16 protein-coding genes are annotated in these 21,455 nt (G+C 61.5%); 11 read left to right on the forward strand and 5 right to left on the reverse strand.

Going from position 1 to position 21,455, the window contains the following annotated elements:
* Positions 1-156: 156 nt before the first annotated feature.
* From AK2_RS10365 to AK2_RS10375, 4 genes are all read right to left on the reverse strand, one after another.
* Entirely contained in the window at positions 157-1,074 is a 918-nt protein-coding gene (locus AK2_RS10365) for a DUF4179 domain-containing protein (protein WP_169794772.1), read from the reverse strand.
* A complete protein-coding gene (locus AK2_RS16505) occupies positions 1,040-1,744 on the reverse strand; it encodes an RNA polymerase sigma factor (protein ID WP_083521084.1) in 705 nt (234 codons plus the stop codon). The genes AK2_RS10365 and AK2_RS16505 overlap by 35 nt, the downstream gene beginning before the upstream one ends.
* 192 nt (positions 1,745-1,936) lie before the next feature.
* Positions 1,937-2,821, reverse strand: coding sequence for a decaprenyl-phosphate phosphoribosyltransferase (locus tag AK2_RS10370; protein WP_067934057.1), 885 nt, complete (start codon positions 2,819-2,821; stop codon positions 1,937-1,939).
* Positions 2,799-4,661, reverse strand: a complete 1,863-nt coding sequence (locus tag AK2_RS10375; protein WP_067934059.1) for a glycosyltransferase family 39 protein — start codon at positions 4,659-4,661, stop codon at positions 2,799-2,801. Before AK2_RS10375 ends, AK2_RS10370 begins: the two co-directional genes overlap by 23 nt.
* 610 nt (positions 4,662-5,271) lie before the next feature.
* On the opposite strand from AK2_RS10375, the gene AK2_RS10380 reads away from it, so the two are divergent.
* The 9 genes from AK2_RS10380 to AK2_RS10420 all read left to right on the forward strand — a co-directional run bounded on the left by AK2_RS10380 (position 5,272) and on the right by AK2_RS10420 (position 15,629).
* The gene (locus tag AK2_RS10380; RefSeq protein ID WP_067934061.1) at positions 5,272-6,816 is read left to right on the forward strand and encodes a xylulokinase; all 1,545 of its coding nucleotides are present in this window, start codon (positions 5,272-5,274) and stop codon (positions 6,814-6,816) included.
* A gap of 94 nt (positions 6,817-6,910) precedes the next feature.
* The gene (locus AK2_RS10385) at positions 6,911-7,696 is read left to right on the forward strand and encodes a DeoR/GlpR family DNA-binding transcription regulator (protein ID WP_067934063.1); all 786 of its coding nucleotides are present in this window, start codon (positions 6,911-6,913) and stop codon (positions 7,694-7,696) included.
* Positions 7,697-7,701: 5 nt separating this feature from the next.
* A complete protein-coding gene (locus tag AK2_RS10390; protein WP_067934065.1) occupies positions 7,702-8,775 on the forward strand; it encodes a M24 family metallopeptidase in 1,074 nt (357 codons plus the stop codon).
* Between the two features lie 147 nt (positions 8,776-8,922).
* Positions 8,923-10,437 (forward strand): UxaA family hydrolase, encoded by a 1,515-nt coding sequence (locus AK2_RS10395; RefSeq protein WP_067934209.1) that lies wholly within the window; start codon positions 8,923-8,925, stop codon positions 10,435-10,437.
* A 123-nt stretch (positions 10,438-10,560) separates the two neighbouring features.
* A complete protein-coding gene (gene iolB, locus AK2_RS10400) occupies positions 10,561-11,364 on the forward strand; it encodes a 5-deoxy-glucuronate isomerase (protein WP_067934067.1) in 804 nt (267 codons plus the stop codon).
* A 65-nt stretch (positions 11,365-11,429) separates the two neighbouring features.
* On the forward strand, positions 11,430-12,950 hold the full coding sequence (locus AK2_RS10405; RefSeq protein ID WP_067934069.1) for a tagaturonate reductase: 1,521 nt from the start codon (positions 11,430-11,432) through the stop codon (positions 12,948-12,950).
* 5 nt (positions 12,951-12,955) lie between these two features.
* Positions 12,956-13,927 carry a sugar kinase gene (locus AK2_RS10410; RefSeq protein ID WP_245632865.1) on the forward strand — a complete coding sequence of 324 codons (972 nt, stop codon included), beginning with the start codon at positions 12,956-12,958 and terminating at the stop codon, positions 13,925-13,927.
* Complete coding sequence (locus AK2_RS10415; protein ID WP_067934072.1) at positions 13,924-14,580, forward strand: bifunctional 4-hydroxy-2-oxoglutarate aldolase/2-dehydro-3-deoxy-phosphogluconate aldolase; 657 nt, start codon at positions 13,924-13,926, stop codon at positions 14,578-14,580. The genes AK2_RS10410 and AK2_RS10415 overlap by 4 nt, the downstream gene beginning before the upstream one ends.
* Positions 14,577-15,629, forward strand: coding sequence for a mannonate dehydratase (locus AK2_RS10420; RefSeq protein ID WP_067934074.1), 1,053 nt, complete (start codon positions 14,577-14,579; stop codon positions 15,627-15,629). Before AK2_RS10415 ends, AK2_RS10420 begins: the two co-directional genes overlap by 4 nt.
* Positions 15,630-15,662: 33 nt before the next feature.
* Here AK2_RS10420 and AK2_RS10425 read toward each other — a convergent pair whose 3' ends face one another.
* Complete coding sequence (locus tag AK2_RS10425) at positions 15,663-16,667, reverse strand: LLM class flavin-dependent oxidoreductase (RefSeq protein WP_174521154.1); 1,005 nt, start codon at positions 16,665-16,667, stop codon at positions 15,663-15,665.
* Positions 16,668-16,876: 209 nt separating this feature from the next.
* Between AK2_RS10425 and AK2_RS10430 the strand changes: the two genes are divergently transcribed.
* Together AK2_RS10430 and AK2_RS10435 are read left to right on the forward strand one after the other, a co-directional pair.
* Positions 16,877-18,478 (forward strand): SWIM zinc finger family protein, encoded by a 1,602-nt coding sequence (locus tag AK2_RS10430; RefSeq protein ID WP_067934078.1) that lies wholly within the window; start codon positions 16,877-16,879, stop codon positions 18,476-18,478.
* Complete coding sequence (locus tag AK2_RS10435) at positions 18,475-21,348, forward strand: DEAD/DEAH box helicase (RefSeq protein ID WP_067934080.1); 2,874 nt, start codon at positions 18,475-18,477, stop codon at positions 21,346-21,348. The genes AK2_RS10430 and AK2_RS10435 overlap by 4 nt, the downstream gene beginning before the upstream one ends.
* Positions 21,349-21,455: the final 107 nt, after the last annotated feature.

Raw genomic sequence — 21,455 nt, forward strand, 5'->3', positions numbered from 1 at the left:
GTCTGCAAAATGACTGTAACATGCTGGCCGTCAGTAGGGGCAGGTTGAGAGCCTGCTCACAAACTGAACACAAATGGTGACTCGTTCCGTAAACCTAAAAGAGTGGCGGCCAGTGTGTAGACCAACCGCCAATCTCTCTTTTTTCTTTGTATTGTGTCACTTCAATGGGACCACAATTGCTGTGTTCTTCGGACCTAATCCGACTTGAATCGTAAACGACGCTGGAAGTGAACGAGGAGTCATAAATACAGCCTGGAACTCCTGAACCACTGTGTCGCCACGTATTTGCGCCGAGCTAATTGGGCCACCACCGGCATCGAGCAGTCTCACTCCGGAGTTGTTGTTCAATACGGTGATATGACTGATATCCGGAATACCCAGGCTGCCACCAATCGTACCAACCGAAGCCACCGGATCGGTCACTTGATAGTCGATCAAAGTCTGCGCAGGCCCGACAATGACTCTCTTGACCTTAACCGTGCGCCCATTATCCGACACAGTTTTCATCGGGGAGAAAACCTTCGTCGCGGCAAGTACCCTCGCTTGCGATACGGGAATTACAAAGTGCCAACTGCCGTGGATTGAACCAACTTGATGAATCTGGACATCTAGCTGAAAGTTTTTAGGAAATGGCCGATAGGGCCAGGTGTTGAATGCGTTGTTATACACGATGCCTGCATAGCGGCCATTTTGTGTTGGACAAAATTCTCCACCGCTGATGTTTATGAGCGACCTCTGTCCATTGATGGTGAGCGTCGTGGTTTGGTCAGACGGAACGAAAACTTGGTCCGCCGTATCCCCGTTTACCGACGATTCGACCATATCGAACGCCAATTGGTTCTGGTCACAGTAGACGTTCCCGATGGTCAGCGTGATCCCGTTGTCCGTCACCGATTGATTTATCCGTTGCCCGTAGCCTTCTATCACCGCTTGTTGAATATCTTGCGGGGCGATGTTCTGATCGCGGAGTAAGTCGAATACTGCACCGATGATGGGGAGATTTGCTGCATTCGGAGAAACAAATCCCACAGCACACGTGCTAGCCACGGCAAGCAGGGCGGCTGCCCCGGACACGAACCCCCACCGTTTCCGACGGTGAGATCGGCGTTGCAGAGTAGGGGTTGTGGAGTCGTCCCTCAGAGCCGTGAACACCCTGTCTTTCATAGTGGCTGTGTTCACCATGTGGGCCGAGAAGTACGGCTTGGAATTTCGAATTCTTTCGTCGATATTCACCTTTTTCACCCCGTTCCAGATGTAGTCGCAATCGTTCTCTCCCACGCATCAACCGGATCCGTACGGTGCCCGGACGTATGCCCATCACTTCTGCGATTTCCTGCGTGGACAATTCCTGTATGTAGTAAAGGACGATGGGCGTACGGTACTTTTCAGGCAAGGCCAGGATGGAATCATGTACTCTCTCGGAATCTGACTTGTAAAAGTATTCATCTTCCGAACTGAGAACCGTCTCTTCAGGTAACAGAGATGTAATCACTTCACGCCTCGACCTGCGTAGCATCATTTTACATTCATTGATCACTATCCTCGCGATCCATGGATATGGCTGATCTAGGTTGTTCAATTGATGCATTGAACGATAGGCTTTAACGAAAGCCTCTTGAGTTGCGTCTTCGGCCTTTCCCCAGTCCCGCAAATATGTATAAGCCAACTGAGTGAGGCGATTCGAGTATGAATCAATCCATTGTGCCAAAAGGGCATCTCGTTCACGCTCCAATTGACTATTCACCTCTTTTCACCTCTAGGATGCGCATTTAATGAAACATGTTACGTATATGCGCTCATATACCTACAAGGGATGTTTGAATTGGGATGAATGGAGCAACTCGCACATTCCCCAGTTGCTATTCAGAATATTATGTAATTAAGTATCTCTAGCCTAAATTTATGTGTCGTCTTTGGCTTCAAGTTACGAATCGCGTCATCCAAAGCAATATAGCAGTGTGATGACCATGACCGTAAAGAGAACGACGGTCCCGAGGATGTACTTGTCCTTTACCAATACAATTTCCGGCCGCCCGCCCTGGTTCTCAACATGCATCAGTTGAAAGTAGCGAAAGATCCCGTACATGACCAACGGAATGGTCATCATCAAATACTGCGAATGTCCGGATGAGAACGTGAACATGGAATACATCATGATGACCGAGGCCGCAGTGACACTGCTAAGTTGATTCAGCAACTCAGGAGAGTATTGCTCAAGGACCCTCCGCGAAGCTGCGTTTCCTTTGTGCCATATCATGTATTCATACTTGCGCTTGCCAGTCGCGAGAAAGAGAGATAACATCATGGCACACGACAAGAACCAGGGTGTCAAACGCACGGATATGACGAATCCTCCGGCCGCGGCGCGGAGCACAAACCCGGCTGCGATGGTGAAAATGTCAATTACTACGATGTTTTTTAGCCAGAGTGAATAAACGACGTTGATCATGAAGTATCCGATGAGAGCGACCCCGAACCATGCGTTCAACGTGAAACCTAAAATCAGCGAAAGCAGCAGCAGGAAGAAGCCGCAACCCAGCGCCAAGCGAATGTCCAACCTGCCCGATGCCATAGGACGGTGGCGCTTGTCCGGGTTGTTGCAATCCACTTCCAGATCGATGAAGTCGTTCAAGATGTAAACGCAACTCGAAACCAACGAGAACAGGATGAATGCGGCAATAGTTTTCTCCAGCATCGCCACGGATACCCTTGGAATCGTAAAGATCAAGGCCGCCAACACGAGCGTATTTTTGGTCCACTGGACTGGGCGAAGCTGCGTGAAAAGCAACCATAATGAATTACGTCGAAACCTTATAGACATTATAATTCCCCTCAGAGCGGTATAGTTGGAATATTTCAGGGTGTTGAGTGGCCCATTGGTCATAGGTCTCTTTCTTTTCAGTCATCAAAAAACGGATGTAATGCGTGCGCACTTGGCGAAGAAAAGCAGCTACGGTGTTGCTCTGAACAAGGAATACCGTGTTCTTCGCGCCACGCCCATAAAGGGCGTACACAAAGGGAACGTGGTCGGTGCAGCCAATGGTCGTGGGTGCGGAAAGTTTGTCCACCCATGCGTACTCGGGGAACACGACGCTGCCGACCGTGCGGTCCTGGGGCGGCGTGTGCAACGCGCGAAGGATGGCTTGCGAAACGAGACTGGAATCGCGTTTATGAAGAAGAAAAAACAGCCCCACGCCGAGTACATACGAGCCACCAATCACAGCGAGAAGCCCGATTGACAGTGCCCTGCGCAGCCACGGACGCCAAATCAAAGAAACCATGTAGACAAACGCCCACGCTCCCAACGAGACCATGAATAGCGTGTATCTTCCCCACCAATTCGCCGGCTGCAGCACGAAGATGACCACCAAGGGCAGGATTGCCCGCACGAGCAGGAGTCGTTGCCGGAGCAGGCAATACACGCAAAAAATCGTTAGAGCAGGCCATTCGGCGATTGTCCACTGCAGGCCGTATCCGCCGATTTGCATGTCGTAGGCGAAATAAGTCGGAATGGTTGTCCACGAGATCCACACCTCCCGCCACCAAGGTAGGTGGAGCAGTGACGCCGGAGTATTTGGAACCATGATGAGTTGATTGACGGTTCCTTTGCCCGGAAAAATGACATGTCCGTGCAAGGCCACAGTGAATGGGTACAGCGGATTCCCGTAGACCGCCCAGGTGTGAATATACCAATACGTTCCGAGCAACAGCACAGGCACGATGAAAAGGACGACGTGCAACCCCATCCTGCACCAAGTCACCCGCCTGCTGCGGAGCTGCCATCCCGTCCATACAGCCATCACTAGGCCGCAAACCGCGATATAAACGAGAGCGGAAGACTTGATGCCAAGTGTCATACCGGCTGCGACGCCGGCTAATATCGTGTAACGGAGATTGGGTCTTTCCTGTACGAACCTTAGATAGAAATAAAAGAAGACCAGAAACATGGACGCGAATGCCAGGTCGTTGTAGTCCGTTGTTGCCTGCAGCAGAACCGTTGGCGTTGCAAAAAACAACGTTCCCGTCATCACAGCCCTGGACCTGTTTAGACCCAGCATTCTCGCACATGCCATCGTTGCCACGATCCCGACGATCCCGAACAACCACTGCCCAAGATGAATCCAGGCGTCGCCGTTGACAGACATGTAGAGCCAGGTGAACACCAGTTCCGCATTTTTGGGATATACATTGGCCCACAACGTCGCCTCAGTGTCGACAATCCGATGGTTGTGTATCCAAGATGCGACAGCCACCAGATGGTAGTTCAGTTCGTCGTATGCGTAGGGCGGTAACAAATGTCCGACATAGGCAGCCAGAACCAACAGAAGGACCAGAACAAGACCGTACGCGATGCCAATACCGTCCAACTGAAGAGATCGAAACCCATGCCATTGAACGGATGGAAGCAGCCGGTGTCTGCGGATCACGGCCAGTGCGGCTGACAAGAAGAGCAGTACCGTGTCCACTGACAGGAGGGTGCCGTTTGTAAGAGACTTCAGACCAGCACCTGTGACAAAGATGGCGAAAGATGTTTCCGTAATGAACAGCAGAATAAACGTGATCGTGCGATCTTTGTTGTCCTCAAAACAAAAGGTGAACATGAGAATATAGGAACTCAGACCCGTGAAAAGTGTTGCGACTATCCATTCAAGACCGTGCATTCCGTCTGTCCTTCACGTTCTGTTGGAGTAAGACGCGTCTAACATCGGCTCTGCCCTTTACCGCGGAACAACGCGTTGCCGCTGGAATTGGTCCTCCATTTTGTAAGGTAAGAGACCGTCCGACTATATTCAGCGCCTTCTATAGCAAAACTCAGATCTACCCACACTTGGCAATAGATTCACCACAAGGATGCCTGCAAGCCCTGCTCCAATCACCGAGACGTCATTTATTGCTACATACCCCTCCCCAGAAAGCTCATTCACTTCACTGTCTAAATGAGCGGAGAGCCTTAACTGTTACAAGCCTCGTTTTCATTGAGGCGAGTGGGGTTGATTGAAGTGGAACAGTATTGAACAAAGCAAAAGAAAATGGCCAAGAATCTACTCCACATGCGGGCTCACGCAGATGATAGGGTACAGCAGTGGCAGCTAAGACGAGCTTGGAAACTGGCGGATCGGAGACCGCTGGGGGAGCATCCCCGGCGGTGTTTCTCATGGCGGCGCCCTGTTCGTATAATTGAAGCGAACTGGCCGGTGATTTGCGGCGCTTCGTGCGCATGGCACCATCCTGCCCGGTGCCAGACCGAATTCGTTATGGGGGTGCAGTCGCGTGCGTGCGCAGGAAGCGGTATTAACCATAGATTTGGGCACATCCGCCTGCAAGGCGATGCTGTTTGGCGCAGGTCTCAATCTGCTGCATGGTGTTACCGTTCCGTACCCCCGACAGGTCACGCCCGACGGGGAGGTGTGCCAGTTTCCTGATGATTGGATACGCACCCTGAAACAGGCGGTTTCCCGGCTTCTTGGCGAGGCCCCGCCCGCAGCTGTGCGGATGATTGCCCTAACGTCCCAACGAGAGACGGTGGTGCCGGTGGGAGCGGACATGCGTCCGCTCATGCCTGCCTTGCTGTGGCTAGATAGACGTGGAATTGCCGAGGCCGGCGCCCTGCAGGACGCCTTTCAAGGCCGAGTGCAGGAGTGGACTGGGCTCGCCCCCGGCGCAGCGTATGCTGCCGGCAAAATCCTTTGGCTGCGCCGCCGGCGTCCGGACGTGTTCGCCAAAGCTCGCTGGTACATGCAGCCGAAAGACTACATCTTATACTGGTTGTCTGGAGAGGTGGCCACCGACTGGACTTTGGCCGCCCGCACCCTCCTGTTCGATATCCACCGGCTGGCGTGGCGGCCGGAACTGCTCCAGGCTTGTGAAGTGGGGCTGCATCAGCTGCCGCCGGTGCACTCGCCGCAGGAGACGGTGGGCCGGTTGTCGCGCACGGCGGCCGGGCAACTGGGCTTGTCGCCGGGCATCCCCGTCCTGCTCGGCGGCGGCGACAGGCCATGCGAAGTGCTGGGCTCCGGAGTGCGGCCGCAGGAAATCATGGAGTCGTCCGGAACCACCAGCAACATGTCCTGTGAGGTGGAACGCATTGTCCAAGGGGAGTGCCTGAGCTGCGCCCCGCACGTGTTGGACGGCAAGTGGATAGTGGAGCAAGGGATTTCCGCCTCCGGGGCTGTGCTGGAGTGGGTGACAAGTTTGCTGCGGGCACCTGCGTCCGGTGCGCAACAGCTTGAACGTGTCCTGGAGTCAGTGGGGCCCGGGGCTGCGGGCGTTCTGATGCTGCCTCTATTCATGGGGCGCAAGGGTAGCTCCGCGACCGCCAGCGCCACTGGGGTTATCGGCGGATTGACACTGGGGCACAGGCCCGAACACCTGGTACGGGCCGCTTTGGAATCGATTGGCTATGAGCTGCGCGCCGTACTCGAGCGGATGCGCCGTTATGTGGAACCCATCCACGCGGTGCGCGTCGTCGGCGGGATGACGGGGAACAGGGCTTGGAACCGCATGAAAGCGTCCTTGTACGGGGTGCCAGTTCACCAACCGAGGGTTCGACACGCGGCCGCCTACGGCGCTTTTTTGTTGGCCGCCCGGGCCCTGGGCTGGGTGACCGAAGAGGAGTTGCGATCCGTCAACCCCGTGCAGGAGGAGTATGTTCCGGATTCGCGGGAGCAGGAGGTATACGGGGCCGGGTTCGCGGCTTACCAAGCGTTTGCGGCCGGCATGCAGGAAATCTGGCCGCGCTTGGATGCTTACCGCCAGCAGGCGATGCGGGCGGATGGCGCCGGGGTGGATGGCGGCGCGTCCAGGGACCGCGCGTGAAGCTGAGGGGATTCGGGATTTTGTGTTGACTTTTGCGAGATGGTGAGGTTTTCTTGAAGGGTAGGCTGCTTGGTCCAGGAAAGGAAGATTGGCCGTGCTAGGGGAGATGCGCCAGCGCAAGCTGAAGGAGATTTTGCTGAGGGAAGGATCGGTACGTATTGCGGATCTCAAGAGCCGGTTTGGGGTGTCAGAAGAGACGGTGCGCCGTGACCTGCGCAAGCTGGAGTCGGAGGGTCTGGCGAGGCGCACCCACGGCGGCGCGATGTTGGCCGAGCCGGTGCATGTCGTGCCGCCGGCACAGCAGCGCATGCACCAAAACGTGGCGGAAAAAGCTGCGGTAGCCGAGCGGGCGGTCGACTTCATTCGCGACGGGAACACGGTGATGCTGGACAGCGGCACGACCACGCTCGAGATTGCGCGGCGGTTGGCGGCGCGACCGGTGACGGTGGTGACAAACGACCTGGTCATCGCCGCGGAGCTGGCCACGTCGGTCCATGTCCAGTTGGTGGTGCTGGGCGGCACTCACCAGCGGGGCACTCCCTGCGTCGTCGGCCCCGAATGTGTGGAGATGATTGGGCGTTACCACGTGGACGTGGTGTTTCTCGGAGCGGGCGGGGTGTCCGTCAACCAAGGACTGACCACGGCTTCCAGCGCGGAGCGGCAGGTGAAACGGGCGATGATGCTTGCTGGGGACGCGGTCTACTGCGTGGTGGATGGGAGCAAGTTGGGGCGTGCGGCTTTGGTCTCGTACGCGCGTGTGGACGAGGTGGACGGCATCGTGCTGAACGCGTCGGTCCCGAACGAGGCCGTGGAGCCGCTGCGGCGGCAGGGCGCACAGGTGATTCTGGCAGAAGTTGTAGCGACCGAGAAAGGGGGCTGACGCGCGTGGCGTATACGGACAGAATTGAGCGCGTCCGGTCGATGCTTGAGGAACAAGGTTGGGACGGATTGATCATCGAGCGGGCCATCAATTTGGCGTGGCTGTTTGGCGGGAGATTCCATGTCAATGTGGCGGCCGAACAGGGATTGGCGGCGGTTTTCATCAGCCAGCAGCGGATAGAAAGCGCTGTCAGCAACATAGAACAGGTCCGGCTCGCGGCAGAGGAAGGTCTGTCAGCCGATTCGGTCCATGCTTACCCGTGGTTCGATGGGGCCGCGAGGGAAGCGGTCGTACGCCGGTGGCGTGAGCAGGGCCGGGTGGTGACCGACAGCGAGGCGGCGGAAGCGATGCTGCGTCTGCGCATCCGGTTGGACGCGGAGCAGGTTGACGCCTATCGCCAGCTCGGACGGCGGACATCCTGGGCGGTGGAGGAGGCGTGCCGCTTGGCCCGCGCGGAGGACACGGAGGCTGATTTGGCGGCCCGCGTGGCTGCTCTGTGCGTGGCCCAGGGATTGGACGCGGTGGTGCTCCTGGCCGCCGGCGAGCGCCGCGCGGGCCTGTATCGCCATCCGCTGCCGACCTCCGAGCGGTTGGGACGGTACGCTATTGTCTCGCTGTGTGCTCGAGGCAGCGGCCTGGTGGCCGCGGCCACACGCACGGTCGCCTTTGCGGGTCTGCCAGAAGAGTTAGCCCGGCGATACGACGCGGTGCTGCGCGTGGAGGCCAGGATGCTGGCGGCCACGCAGCCTGGCGTGCCGCTGGCTGAGGTTGTGCGCGAGGCGCAGGCCGCGTACGCGGAGCAGGGATTTCCTGACGCCTGGACGGAGCATCACCAGGGCGGACTGATTGGATTTCAATCGCGCGAGGTGCGCGCCGACCTGGAGCAATCGTTACCCGTGCCGAGCCTCGCGGCTGTCGCCTGGAATCCTTCGGTGGCCGGAGCGAAAGCAGAAGATACCTTTCTGATTACCGCATCTGGCCGTGAGTGGTTGACAGGCACGCATCATTATCCACAGACCCAGGTCCGGGTTGATCAGGTCACCCTGACGCGGCCTTGGGTATTGGTGAAAAATGCGTAGGACCGATTGAGAGATTATGTGGTATAATCCAACACGATACCACAAATCAAAAGGAGGCCGTTGCCGCCGCCGGAGCGCATGCGCCCACAAGCGGTTGGCAGACGGCATCTGTACGCATGGGGCCAGGGAGGCGAGTGCATGCCGGTAATGGAGGCGGCTGCGCGGCGGGCCTTGCGGATTCACGTGGAGGACAACGTCGCGGTCGTGTTGCAAGCGGTTGCGAAAGGCGACACGGTGGAACTGGCGGAAGGGCGACTGACGGCCCTTGAAGACATCCCGCGCGGCCACAAGATTGCGCTCAGCGATGTGGCGGTGGGGCAGGACATCCTCAAGTACGGCCACCCAATAGGGCGGGCGACGCAGCCGATTCGCCGCGGCGCTTGGGTGCATACGCACAACGTGCAAACGAAATTGGGAGACAAGTTGTCTTATCAGTATGCGCCGAGCCTTGCCCAGGGTCACATGGAAGGGAATTTGGAGGCCCTGCCGGACATGTTTGAGGGCTACGTGCGCGAGAACGGCGAGGTGGGAATCCGCAACGAGATCTGGGTGCTGCCCACGGTGGGCTGTGTCAACAAGATGGTGGAGCGTTTGGCGCAGGCGGCGCATGCCGAGTTGGCTGGGGCTGGGATTGACGGTGTCTACGCCTTTCCCCATCCGTACGGCTGCTCGCAGTTGGGGGATGACCTCGGCTACACACAAAAGGCGATTGCCGGACTGGCCCGCCACCCCAACGCGGCTGGGGTGCTGGTGGTCGGATTGGGTTGTGAAAACAACCAGATAGATTGGCTGCAGGCCCAGCTTGGCGATGTCCCAGCGGCCAAGGTTCGCTTCATGACGCTGCAGAGCGTGGAGGACGAGTTCGAGGCTGGCCTTTCGCACCTGCGCCAGTTGGGCGACTACGCCCGCCGGTTCCGCCGCACCTGGGTCCCGGTGGCCAAGCTGCGCCTTGGGTTGAAGTGCGGGGGATCGGACGGATTTTCGGGCATCACGGCCAATCCGCTCGTGGGCAAGGTGGCTGATCTGTTCACAAATCGCAGGGCTGCGGCGTTGTTGACCGAGGTGCCGGAGATGTTTGGCGCGGAGACGATTCTCATGAACCGGGCGCAGGACGAACGGACGTTTTCGGACATTGTGCAGCTCATCAACGATTTCAAGGACTACTACATCCGGCACGGCCAGGTCATTTACGAAAACCCTTCCCCAGGCAACAAGGAAGGCGGAATCACGACGCTGGAAGAAAAATCGTTGGGCTGTGTGCAAAAAGGCGGGCACGGCCCGGTGACCGCCGTGCTCCCGTATGGGGATCTCGCCCAGGGTGGTGGGGTGCAGCTGGTGCAGGCGCCGGGGAACGACTTGGTTTCCGTGACCGCCCTGGCGCTGGCCGGGGCGCAGTTGGTGCTGTTCACCACCGGGCGCGGAACCCCGTTCGGCGGCCCCGTGCCGACGCTCAAGATTGCCACCAACAGCGACCTGTACGAGCGCAAGCGCCATTGGATGGACTTTGATGCCGGCCGCCTCGTCGGCGGGGCGTCGATGGTTGACCTGGCGGCCGGGTTGTATCGGCAGATCGTCGATGTGGCTTCGGGCTTGTCGCAGACCCAAAACGAGCGGTTTGGGTACCGTGAAATCGCGATTTTCAAAGACGGGGTGACGCTGTAGCCATCAAGGCTGCAAGCGGAGCCGAGGCCAAAAGTCCATCGCTACGCCCAGGTGGCGAGAACGGGGCACGTTCAGGCCGCGCGGGTCATCGCGCGGCCCCAGCACAAATGGAGGGATGGCAACATGCTGTTGGTCAAGTCTCAGGAGTTCACCGGTTACCGGGAGTTGGTTGGGCGCACGAACCCAGGCGGACTGCGCTTCCTGCGCTTTGGCGTCCTGCGCCTGGGCCCGGGCGAGCGGCATCAAGACCAGTTTGCGGATGTGGAGACTGTGTTGCTGCTCTTGTCCGGCCAGTGCGAGGTGGAGGTGGGAGACGCAACCTATCACGGCCTTCAACGCAGCGACGTCTTCGCGGAGCGGGCGACTGCCGTCTACGTGCCTGTGCGCGCGCCTTTCACCGTCGCCAACACGGGCGCCGGGCCGCTTGAGGTCGCGGTCTGTCAGGCGCCCGCCAGCGAGGGGCACGCACCGTTTGTCGTGCGACCGGATGAGGTGAAGCCTCGCCTCGTCGGCAGGGACAACTACAGCCGGTACGTGCATGACGTGGTGGTCAAGGAGGCAGAGGGTAAGGTCCAGCGCATCATCGTCGGCGAGACGTTCAACCTGCCGGGCAATTGGTCGAGCTATCCGCCGCACAAGCACGACGATTACCAGCCCGGCGTCGAGGCGTGCATGGAAGAGGTGTACTACTACCGCTTGAAACCACGGCAGGGATTCGGACTGCAGGCGATTTACACAAAGGATCGCTCCCTCGATGAAGTGTACCGGGTGGAGCACGGAGACGTGTTCTTGATACCGCGTGGGTACCACCCGGTGTGCGCGGCCGCCGGGTACGAGCTGTATTACCTGTGGGTCATGGCCGGGGACATCGACCGGATCATGATTCCGCATGACGATCCGGACCACGCCTGGGTCCACCACGCCTGACGGACGGGGCAACGTGCTATCCGTAAAGACCAGGTGCCCTCAAGCCATGGAAAGGAGGCCGCTGGGTGGAGCGTTTGTCGATGCAGTGGTTGAAGCAGCACCAGCCGGATCGGTATGAACAGGTGAGAAGTTGGCCGGAGCGCATCATCCAGTTTGGCGAAGGCAACTTCCTGCGCGGGTTTGTCGACTGGTTGGTGGACGAGTTGAACGAGCGCGGTCACTTTGGCGGCCGCATCGTCGTGGTGGCGCCGCGCCGCAGCGGGGCCGACAATGTACGCCGGCTCAACGCTCAGGACGGGCTGTACACGGTGTGGCTGCGCGGGCTGGAGGACGGCCGGCGGGTGGATGAGGCGCGCGTCATCGCGTCGGTCAGCCGCGCCCTCAACCCGTACACCGATTGGCCGCAAATTTTGCGCTTGGCCGAAGCGCCGGAAATCGATATCCTGGTCTCGAACACCACCGAGCGTGGGCTGGTATACGAAAAGGAGGCGCACCATCCGGTGCGGCCGCCCGAGTCCTTCCCCGCCAAGGTGACGGCGTATCTCTATCACCGCTATCAACACTTTGCCGGTGACGAGCAGGCTGGGATGACGCTCATTCCCTGTGAGTTGATTGACGACAACGGGGACGAATTGCGCCGTTTGGTGCTGCGACACGCTCGGGAATGGGGGCTGCCGCAGGCGTTTTCAGACTGGGTGGAGCGGGCCAATCGCTTCTGCAACACGCTGGTGGACCGCATCCTGCCGGGGTATCCAGCCGCGGCGGAGGCGGAGGGATTGTTTGCGCGCATGGGTTACAGGGATGAGTTGTTGACCGTCGGCGAGCCTTATCACCTGTGGGCCCTCAGCGGCGACGAGCGCCTGCCCGCCCGCTGGCCGTTTTCCAGCCTGGGCTTCAACGTCCATATGGTGGACGATGTGACCCCGTTCCGGCTGCAGAAGGTGCGCATCCTCAACGGGCTGCACACGGCCATGTCGGCCTTGGCGCTGCTGGCCGGCCGACGGACGGTGGGCGAGGTGATGGCCGACACATATTTCTCGCGATTTGTCAGGGGGCTTGCCGAGGCGGAAATCGTCCCGGCCCTCCACTCGGAGTCGCTCCCGTCGCCCGTGTTGCGGTCGTTTGCCGCCCAGGTGTTCGAGCGTTTTCAAAACCCGTATCTGGAGCACGAGCTGTTGAGCATCACCCTCAATACCATCGCCAAGACGCGGGTACGCCTGGTGCCGACGCTGATCTCGTACGTCGACCGCTACGGCGTGCTGCCTCCGCGTCTGGTCTGCGCCTTGGCCGCGTTGCTGATGTATTACCCGCGGGCTCAGGCCGAAGGCTGGCCGATTCGCGACGATGAGCGGCAGGTGCAGGTCCTGCTTGACGCTTGGAAGGGCGAGCCGGAGGTGGGGCTGTTGGCCGTCGTGGAGAGTCTCTTGGCGCGGGAGGAGATGTGGGGAGTGAACCTGCGGAGACTGCCTGGATTGGCTCCGGCCGTCGCCGAGAACATCCGAGCGATTCAATCGGAGGGGGCGGAGGCGGTGGTCCGCCGGGTGGCACATGCGTCGGCGCCCGCCCACGAGCAGGGGAGGTTTTAGACACGGTGACAGCGCGGAGTGTACTGACATTTGGAGAACCACTGGTGGCGATGGTCCCCAGTCACCCCGGGGCCTACTGCGAAGGTTCGCCGCTGACTCCGTACGCGGCAGGGGCAGAACTGAACACCGCCGTGGGTTTGGTCAGGCTGGGCGTCGAAGCGGCGTTTGCCGCGGCTGTTGGCCAAGATCCGTGGGGGCAACTGTTGATTCGCCAGGCCCGGGCGGAAGGGATTGACGTGCGCTGGGTGCAAGAGTCGGAGGCTCCGACCGCTTTGTTGTTCAAACAGTGGAGCGGGCTCCAACAGGCGACCTCAGTGTACTATTACCGTTCCACGTCTCCGATGGCGCAGGGACTCTGGGACGTGCGCCCGCTCGCCCGGGAAGTGGCGGCCGGGCGTTACCGCTGGGTGCATGCGACCGGAATCACCTGGATGCTCGGCGCCCAGGCCAGGGAGGCCGCAGACGACCTGCTGGACGCGGCCAGGACCGGAGGGAGCACCGTCTCGTTCGACGTGAACATCCGCTACAAACTGGCCGACAAGCCGGCTTGGAGAAGCTTGGTGGATCACGTCTTGCCCCGCTTGGACTGGTTCTTCCTCGGCGATGAGGAAGCCATGGCCCTGTTTGGCACCAAAGCGGCGGACGCGGTGGAGCGGGCGGCGCGTGGGCTTGGATTTCTCGGCCAAGGGGTTGTGGTCAAATGGGGGGCGGAAGGTGCCCAGGTGAGCGAAGGCGGGCGCCTCACCCAAGTCCCCGCTTGTCCGGTACCACGCGTGGTCGATACGGTCGGCGCCGGGGATGGCTTTAACGCCGGCTTTATCGCCGGCCTGATGGAAGGCTGGCCCATCGAGCAGGCGGCGCGCCTGGGCGCGGTGGTCGGCGCCTACGCGGTCACCCGGGTCGGCGACCATACCGGCTATCCTTCCCGCGCCGAGGCGTTGGCGGAGCTGAAAGGAACGGAAGGGGTATGGAGATGAGGAGCGAAACGACGGGGCGCCTGGTTGAGCGCATCGGAGAGGCGGGCGTCATCGCTGTGCTGCGCCGACTGCCCGGCGACGCGGTGCATGGGGTCGTGGAGGCGTTGCTGGAAGGGGGCGTGAAGGCGGTCGAATTGACGATGGACACACCGGCCGCAGCCGAGGTGATAGCGACCATCCGGGAGCGCCTGGGCGGGGAGCTGCTGCTCGGTGCGGGAACGGTGATGACGGCGGGGCAGGTTAAAGAGGCCATTGCGGCCGGGGCGGATTTTCTCGTCGGGCCGCATTTTGACCCGGAGCTGGTCGAGGCGGCGCGGGAACAGGGCCATCTGTACATACCTGGTGTCCTTACAGCCAGTGAGGCGGCCGGAGCCCTGCGGACGGGGGCGGAGGTGTTGAAACTGTTCCCTGCGGGGCCGCTTGGACCCGGATACCTGAAAGATTTGCTGGGGCCGTTCCGAGGCACGCTGTTTGTACCCACCGGCGGCATCCGGCCGGATGAGGTGGGGGTTTACCTGGCAGCCGGCGCCCTGGCGGTGGGCGTCGGCAGCGCCCTGACCCCCCAAGACGCGGTGGCCGCAGGGGACTTTGCCCGCGTGCGGGAACTGGCGGCAACGGTCGTCCGGCTGGTGGAGGAGGCCCGCCGGGGATGAAGATGTCCTTCCGCTGGTACGGCCACGATGATCCGGTCCGTCTCTGGCAGATCCGCCAAATCCCCGGCATGGTGGGGGTTGTCAGCGCACTCTACACCGTCCCGGTCGGGGAGGTGTGGCCGGTTGAAGGCATCGCAGCCCTGAAACGGGAGATCGCCGAGCAGGGTTTAGAGCTGACGGTGATCGAGAGCGTGCCTGTGCACGAGGACATCAAGCTGGGGCGGCCGTCCCGCGACCGTTACATCGAGAATTTCATCAGCACTGTGCGCCGCTTGGGACAGGCCGGCATCCAGACGGTCTGTTATAACTTCATGCCGGTCTTCGATTGGACCCGATCCCGCCTGGACTATCGATTGCCGGACGGATCGCTGACGCTGGCTTATGACGAGGACGAGGTCGCGCGCATGGACCCGCTTGGTGGGGAGTGGAAGCTGCCGGGATGGGACGCCAGCTACGGTGACGACGAGTTGGAGGGCCTGATGCGGGCGTACCGGGAGGTTGACGCCGAGACGCTTTGGACCAACCTGGCGTACTTCATCCGGGCGGTCGCCCCGGCGGCCCAGGAGGCGAGGGTGAAGCTCGCGGTGCACCCGGATGATCCCCCCTGGCCTGTGTTCGGCTTGCCCCGCATCCTCGGCGACGGCCCGGGCCTGCGGCGGCTGCTCGACCTGTGCGATGTGGCCAGCAACGGGTTGTGCGTCTGCACCGGGTCTCTCGGCGCCAACCCGGACAACGATATCCCGTCGCTGCTGCGGGAATTCCTGGCGCGGGGGCGCGTTCATTTCGTGCATGCGCGCAACGTGCGCGTGACCGGGCCCAGACGGTTTCACGAGAGTGGGCACCGAAGCGCGGACGGATCGGTCGATATGTACGAGGTGATGAAAGCCCTGGCCGAGTTCGACTACGACGGGCCAATTCGGCCGGACCACGGGCGCATGATATGGGGGGAACGGGGCCGACCCGGCTACGGCTTGTACGACCGGGCGCTGGGGGCGGCCTACCTGAACGGGCTGTGGGAGGCAGCCAGCCGCCAGCGCACCGGCTCCTAAACGGAGGCCCGGGCGCGGTGGACTGGGCTTCGCTTACGGCGCGATGCCAAACGCCTCGGCAATCAACTCGTACGAGCGCAGGCGCGATTCGAAACTGTCGGTGATGGTCACGAGGATCCACTCATCGATGCCGTAGGCCTGGGCCAAGGTGACCAACTGTTCGCGCACCTGGGCGGGGGTGCCGAACACCATCCGCGCCCGGTTGCTTTTCACGCGTCGGAGCTCCCACGGTGTGTACGAATACGATGCGGCGACCTCGGCGGTCGGGATCTCGCCGCCGCGGCCCTGCTCCAGCCACAGCAGCCGCAGGTCCATGATGGCCGCCAACTGCTGGGCCTCCTCCTCGGTCTCCGCGCACAGCGCGAAGATGGCGGCGTTGGCTTCGGGGTGCTCCAGGTACGGGGAGGGGCGAAACGCCTCCTTATACATCCGCACCACCTCAGGGCCGCCATGGCCGTTGATGAACTGCGCGAACGAGAAACGGGTGCCGAGCGTGGCCGCGTAGTAGGCGCTGGCGTCGCTGGACCCAAGCAGCCACACCTCGGGCGTCCCGGGGCCCACGGGCATGGCGTGGACGCCGTGGTATCTATGATCCGCTGGGACATCGTCGTGCAGGAAGTGGATGAGTGTCTGCACCTGCTCCGGGTAGTCGTCGACGGACACGCGGCCTCGGTCCTGCAGCGCCCGCATGGTGTGCATGTCGCCCCCCGGCGCCCGCCCGAGCCCCAGGTCCACCCTGTCCGGGTAGAGGGAGTGCAGCATGCGAAAGTTTTCCGCCACTTTCAGTGGGCTGTAATAAGGAAGCAGGACGCCCCCGGATCCAATCCGAATCCGCCGGGTCTTGGCGCCCAGGTGGGCCAGCAGCACTTCTGGAGTGGTGCCGGCCAGCCGCTTGGTGTTGTGGTGCTCCGACACCCAAAACCGGTGGTACCCCAACTGCTCCACCGCCTGCGCCAGGCGCACCGTCTCCTGCAACGCCGCTTGCGGGGTCGCGCCCGGTCCGATGGGAGACTGGTCAAGTACACTCAGCTTCATCAGCATCGCCCCTGACTGAAAATCGTTGCCGAGAAGGCCGCGGGTTTGTCGCTTCTGTCGAGGGCTAACCGCCTATGGCAACCCTCCCCTTGCAGTGTACTCCTCTTCGGGATTTCCTGCGAACTTGCCTGTCTTCCCGGTTCGCTGGCGGGCCCAGGCAGGTCCGTCGCCCGGTCGGAGCGAATAAGTTACCCTGTGCAAGAGACGCATTGGTGGTGAAGGGAGTCGGCATGGCTTCTCGATTGACCTGGTTGCACTTGGCGGAGTCCATCAAGAGCGAAATCCAGCCCCACATTTTGGCGCGAGGGCTCCATTACTTGGCTGACAACCGTGTTACGGCTCTGGCGCTGGAGGGCACCCTGGTCACCGCGACCGTGGAAGGGACCGAATCCTACAGCGTCCAATTGGACGTGGACAGGTTTCCGGGGCGCAGTCTATGCACCTGCCCGTACGGGGACTTGTGCAAGCACATGGCGGCCGTTGCGCTGCAAGTGCTGGAAGAGGCCGGGGTTACATTCGACACCCTGGACGACCTGGTCCATGGACCCAGACTGCAGGGATTGAATAGAGTCGCGCGGGACTTAAAGACCGATGAGGTGGCCCCGGTGGGGGATTTTCGCCCAAGCGCCGCCTTGACCGATTGGGCGCGGTACGTGGAATCGCAGATCGATAGCCTGTCTTCATGGGGGGATTACCGCGGATACGAGCTGGATCGGGTGTGTGAAAGGCTGCTCCAGCAAACGACGTCGTGGCCGCCCACCAAACGGCAGCTGGCCGCGGTGGTCGTGCGCACAGTCACAATGGTCAAGCGGTTGGAACGGGGACAGGGCGGGCAAACTCCTATCTCCCTGTCCTATTCCGTTCGCTCTGCCGAGGGCGAGGCCCGGCAGCTGGAGTCCAACCTGCGGCAGCTCTCGGCCAGCGCGGAGGATGTATCTTTCCTGGACGAAGGATGGGTGGGAGATTGGATAGCCTGGCTGCACGCGCGCTTGTTCGATCAACTGGGGCTGGTCCCGACGTCGATGGCGGCGCTGGAGTGGATGTGGCTGTATTGGCTGCGTCTGTATCCGGAACGGCTGCGACAAGAGCGGGTATACCTGGAGCAGCAGGCGCGGCGCCTGCACGCGGAGGGATGTACCGCCAGGGAAGGCTTGGCCCGCGTCGGCCGTCTGCAGGCGTTGTTGCAAATCCTCGCCGGTGAGGAAGAGGAAGGCCTGCGTCGGCTGAGCGAGCTGGAGGGAGCGGATTTTGATGGGGCGGTGCGCGTGTTACAGGCGTTGGAGCAGCGCGGGCGGTGGGATCTGTGCGGGCGTTTGCTCAGGGATGTCAGTGCCCTGCTGCAGCCGGGACAGGCGTGGGCGGGTGTATTCGCGGAGCACTGGATGGTGTTGGCGCGCCACGTGGAGAGTGCGCAGCGTGAGTGCCGCGATTTTCTTCGCGCCCATCTTCCGACCACGGCTGGCCAGTATCGTGATTACCTGTTGCAGCATGCCGCTTTTGTCGACTGGGCGGACTACGTCATGACGGCCGGGGGGCTTGACGCGGTGTCCAGTGACGAGCGCAAATGGGTGGAGAAGAGGGCCCCACAGGTGCTGCTGCCCATCCTGCACCAGGAGGTCCACCGCCTGGTCGGGCAGCGCACCCGCGAGCACTACCGCCTGGCCTGCCGGCGCCTGAAGCAACTGCGCACGCAGTACCGCAAGCTGAAGCAAGCGGACGTCTGGGAGGCGTACATAGGTCGCTTCACGGCCCGCCACCGGCGCCTGCGGGCGTTGATGGAAGAGATGGAAAAGGCCAAAGTGATGCCGCCATGATCACCATCCAGATGGACCTGAAGCGCCTCGCGGACGGGGCGGTGTGGCTGGGCCCGGCGGAGCTGCCTGCTCCCTTGTCCACAGAAGAACTGGCGCTGCGGGTGTTCGCGTGGGATCCGGATTCCGAGTACGGGACCTGGGTCGAGACGGAGCCCTGCGACGGGCGTGTCGGCTTTCGCCTGTCCCCCGCGCATGCGCTGCGCTACTTCCGGCGTCCCCACTATCACCGGCACACCGACTGGCGTTGGTCCGAGGCGTGTCAAGAGGCGTTCACCTGGGCGCCCGTGCTTGCCCAGGCCTTGGACGAGGGCCGCTTTGAGCCGGCGCTTCGGCTCCAACCGCCGCAGTCGAGTGAAAAGGACAGTGAATGGGCTTCGGCGCCGGTCGCTCACCCGCAGGCGCCCAACCTGACCTGGCGCATCCGCTGGCTGCAGGACTCGACCCCTCCTCAGCCGCTGCGGGCGGCGCTGGAGGCATGGGGCAACGCGGTGATCTGGGAGGAGGTAGCCGCCCACCCGGAGGTCCAGCAGGCGTGGGAAGAGGTGCTTGCGACACGGCCGCTGTTGACAGCGCGCAAGCTGCCGTCTTGGATGGAAGGCGAGGAGTGGCTGGCGGCTATCGGCTGGGACACTTATGTCTCTCCCGTGCAGCCCGCCCTCCAGCTGGTCGATCCGCCCGTCGCTGAACGACCTTGGCTGCTACGTGTGGTGTTCAAGGCGGACGTGGAGCCAGGGCGCGTTTGGACCGCGGCCGAGGCACGGGCGGACGCCTCGTTTCCTGGGGAATGGCTGGCGGACCTGGAGGCGGCGCAGCAGCGCGCCCAGCGTTGGCTGAGGGAGGACCCGTGGCTTCTCGGCTTGAGCTGGCAGGACGGCATCGCTTCCTTGGATGTGGCCGGGGCGTGGCGGTTCCTCACCGAGTCTAGTCCGCGTCTGACCCAGGCGGGCTGTGAGGTCATGGTTCCCGCCTGGTGGGGGTTGGATAGGGAGATAAGGCCTCAGGTGCGCGCCCATGTCAAGCCGCCGCAGGGTGGGCGGACATGGGTGGGGCTGGCCGAGACCCTGGACTTCGACTGGAAGGTGGCGCTGGGCGGGGCGGAACTGGATGAACAGGAGTTCTGGCGCCTGGTGGACAGAAACCAGCGTCTCATCAACCTCAACGGCCAGTGGCTGGTGCTCAACCCAGACCATCTTCGGCGCTTGCGTCGGCGTTTGGATTCCATGCGCCGGCGCGGTCTGACGATGATGGATGTCCTTCAGCACGCGCTGCTGGAAGGCACGGATGGCCAGGATGCGGCCATCCGGCCCGACACTGGCGGGAGCGTGGACGAGGCGGACGGCGCTGTGCGATTTGTGTTTCCGGCGGCTATGCAGAAAACTCTGCACGGCCTCGCCCGTGTCGAAGGGGTCCCGCTACGAGACGTTCCAGCCGGTTTTCGGGGCCGGTTGCGCCCCTATCAGGAGTTGGGGTTTCGCTGGCTGTGCTGGCTGCGGGAATTGGGTTTGGGAGCCTGCCTGGCGGATGACATGGGCCTGGGCAAAACCGTCCAATTCATTGCGTATCTCTTGGCCTGCGGCCGCCAGGACGGACCGGCATTGATTGTCTGTCCGACCTCCGTGCTCGGCAACTGGCAGAGGGAGCTGCGCCAGTTCGCTCCTGGGTTGCGCGTATGCGTGCACTACGGCAGCGAGCGGGCGCATGGTGACGCGCTGGCCAAAGTGGCGGGGCGAGCGGACGTCATCGTGACCACCTACAACCTGGTCCACCTGGACAAGGAAGACCTGGGGAGGATTCGGTTTGGGACGGTCTGCCTGGACGAGGCGCAGAACATCAAGAATCCGGCGACCAAGCAGGCGCAGGCCGTGCGCCGGCTGCAGGCGAGACACCGCATCGCGCTCACCGGCACGCCGGTGGAAAACCGCCTTAGCGAATTATGGTCACTGTTTGCCTTCTTGAACCCCGGCTATCTGGGGAGCTGGCGAAGCTTCACCGAGCGTTTCGTGACTCCGATTGAGAGGCATCAGGACGAGGCGCGCACGCACCAGTTGCAGCGCTTGGTGCAGCCGTTTTTGCTGCGCCGGATGAAGACGGATTCCACCATTGAACTGGATCTGCCGGACAAGACGGAGACGCGCGAGTATGTGCATCTGACCCGCGAACAGGCGGCCCTCTATCAAGCCGTGCTGGATGAACTGCTGGCCTCCATGGACGGGGTACCGGCCATGCAGCGCCGGGGCTTGATTCTCGCCGCTTTGACGCGGCTGAAGCTAATTTGCGACCATCCCGCCGTCTATCTGAAGGAGCGCGGACGGCGGTACAAAGGTCGATCCAACAAATTTGACCGGCTGCTGGAGATGGTGGAGGAACTGCGGCTGGAAGGTGGTCAGTGCCTCATCTTCACGCAGTTCACGGAGGTGGGGCGAATGATTCAGCAGGTGCTCGGCCAGCGCCTGAAGGAACCCGTGTTGTTTCTGCACGGTGCGGTGTCGCAGGCGGATCGGGAAGAGATGGTTGCCCAGTTTCAGGATCCGGCCCATCTGGCCGGGGTCTTCGTCCTTTCGCTGCGGGCGGGAGGCGTCGGTCTCAACCTGACGGCGGCCAGCCACGTGTTCCACTTTGACCGCTGGTGGAACCCAGCCGTCGAAGAGCAAGCGACGGACCGCGCCTACCGGATTGGGCAGCAGCGGCACGTGCAGGTGCACAAGTTTGTCTCGATGGGGACGTTGGAGGAGCGCATCGACCAGATGCTGCTGGAAAAGGCGGCGCTGTCCGAGCGGATTGTCGGCACCGGGGAGCAGTGGTTGACCGACTTGTCCGATGAAGAGCTGAAAGAGCTGTTCAGCTTAAGGAGGGAATGGATCGGCGAGTGAGATGGCAGAGAGCATTCGCCGGCGGACCCACTGGAGGGATTGCGCTATTACAGCCCGGCCAGAGAATCTTGGCTGATATAACTCTCATGCATACCTTCAGACACGAA

It is taken from the genome of Alicyclobacillus kakegawensis NBRC 103104, from assembly GCF_001552655.1.
GTDB classification, from domain to species: Bacteria; Bacillota; Bacilli; order Alicyclobacillales; family Alicyclobacillaceae; genus Alicyclobacillus_G; species Alicyclobacillus_G kakegawensis.

Excerpts from the sequence above, each read along its gene's own strand:
- AK2_RS10370 (WP_067934057.1), bottom strand. The coding sequence starts at position 2,821 with ATGTCTATAAGGTTTCGACGTAATTCATTATGGTTGCTTTTCACGCAG.
- AK2_RS10375 (WP_067934059.1), bottom strand. The coding sequence starts at position 4,661 with ATGCACGGTCTTGAATGGATAGTCGCAACACTTTTCACGGGTCTGAGT.
- AK2_RS10395 (WP_067934209.1), top strand. The coding sequence starts at position 8,923 with ATGGAGGCGGCTGCGCGGCGGGCCTTGCGGATTCACGTGGAGGACAAC.
- iolB (WP_067934067.1), top strand. The coding sequence starts at position 10,561 with ATGCTGTTGGTCAAGTCTCAGGAGTTCACCGGTTACCGGGAGTTGGTT.
- AK2_RS10415 (WP_067934072.1), top strand. The coding sequence starts at position 13,924 with ATGAGGAGCGAAACGACGGGGCGCCTGGTTGAGCGCATCGGAGAGGCG.
- AK2_RS10420 (WP_067934074.1), top strand. The coding sequence starts at position 14,577 with ATGAAGATGTCCTTCCGCTGGTACGGCCACGATGATCCGGTCCGTCTC.
- AK2_RS10435 (WP_067934080.1), top strand. The coding sequence starts at position 18,475 with ATGATCACCATCCAGATGGACCTGAAGCGCCTCGCGGACGGGGCGGTG.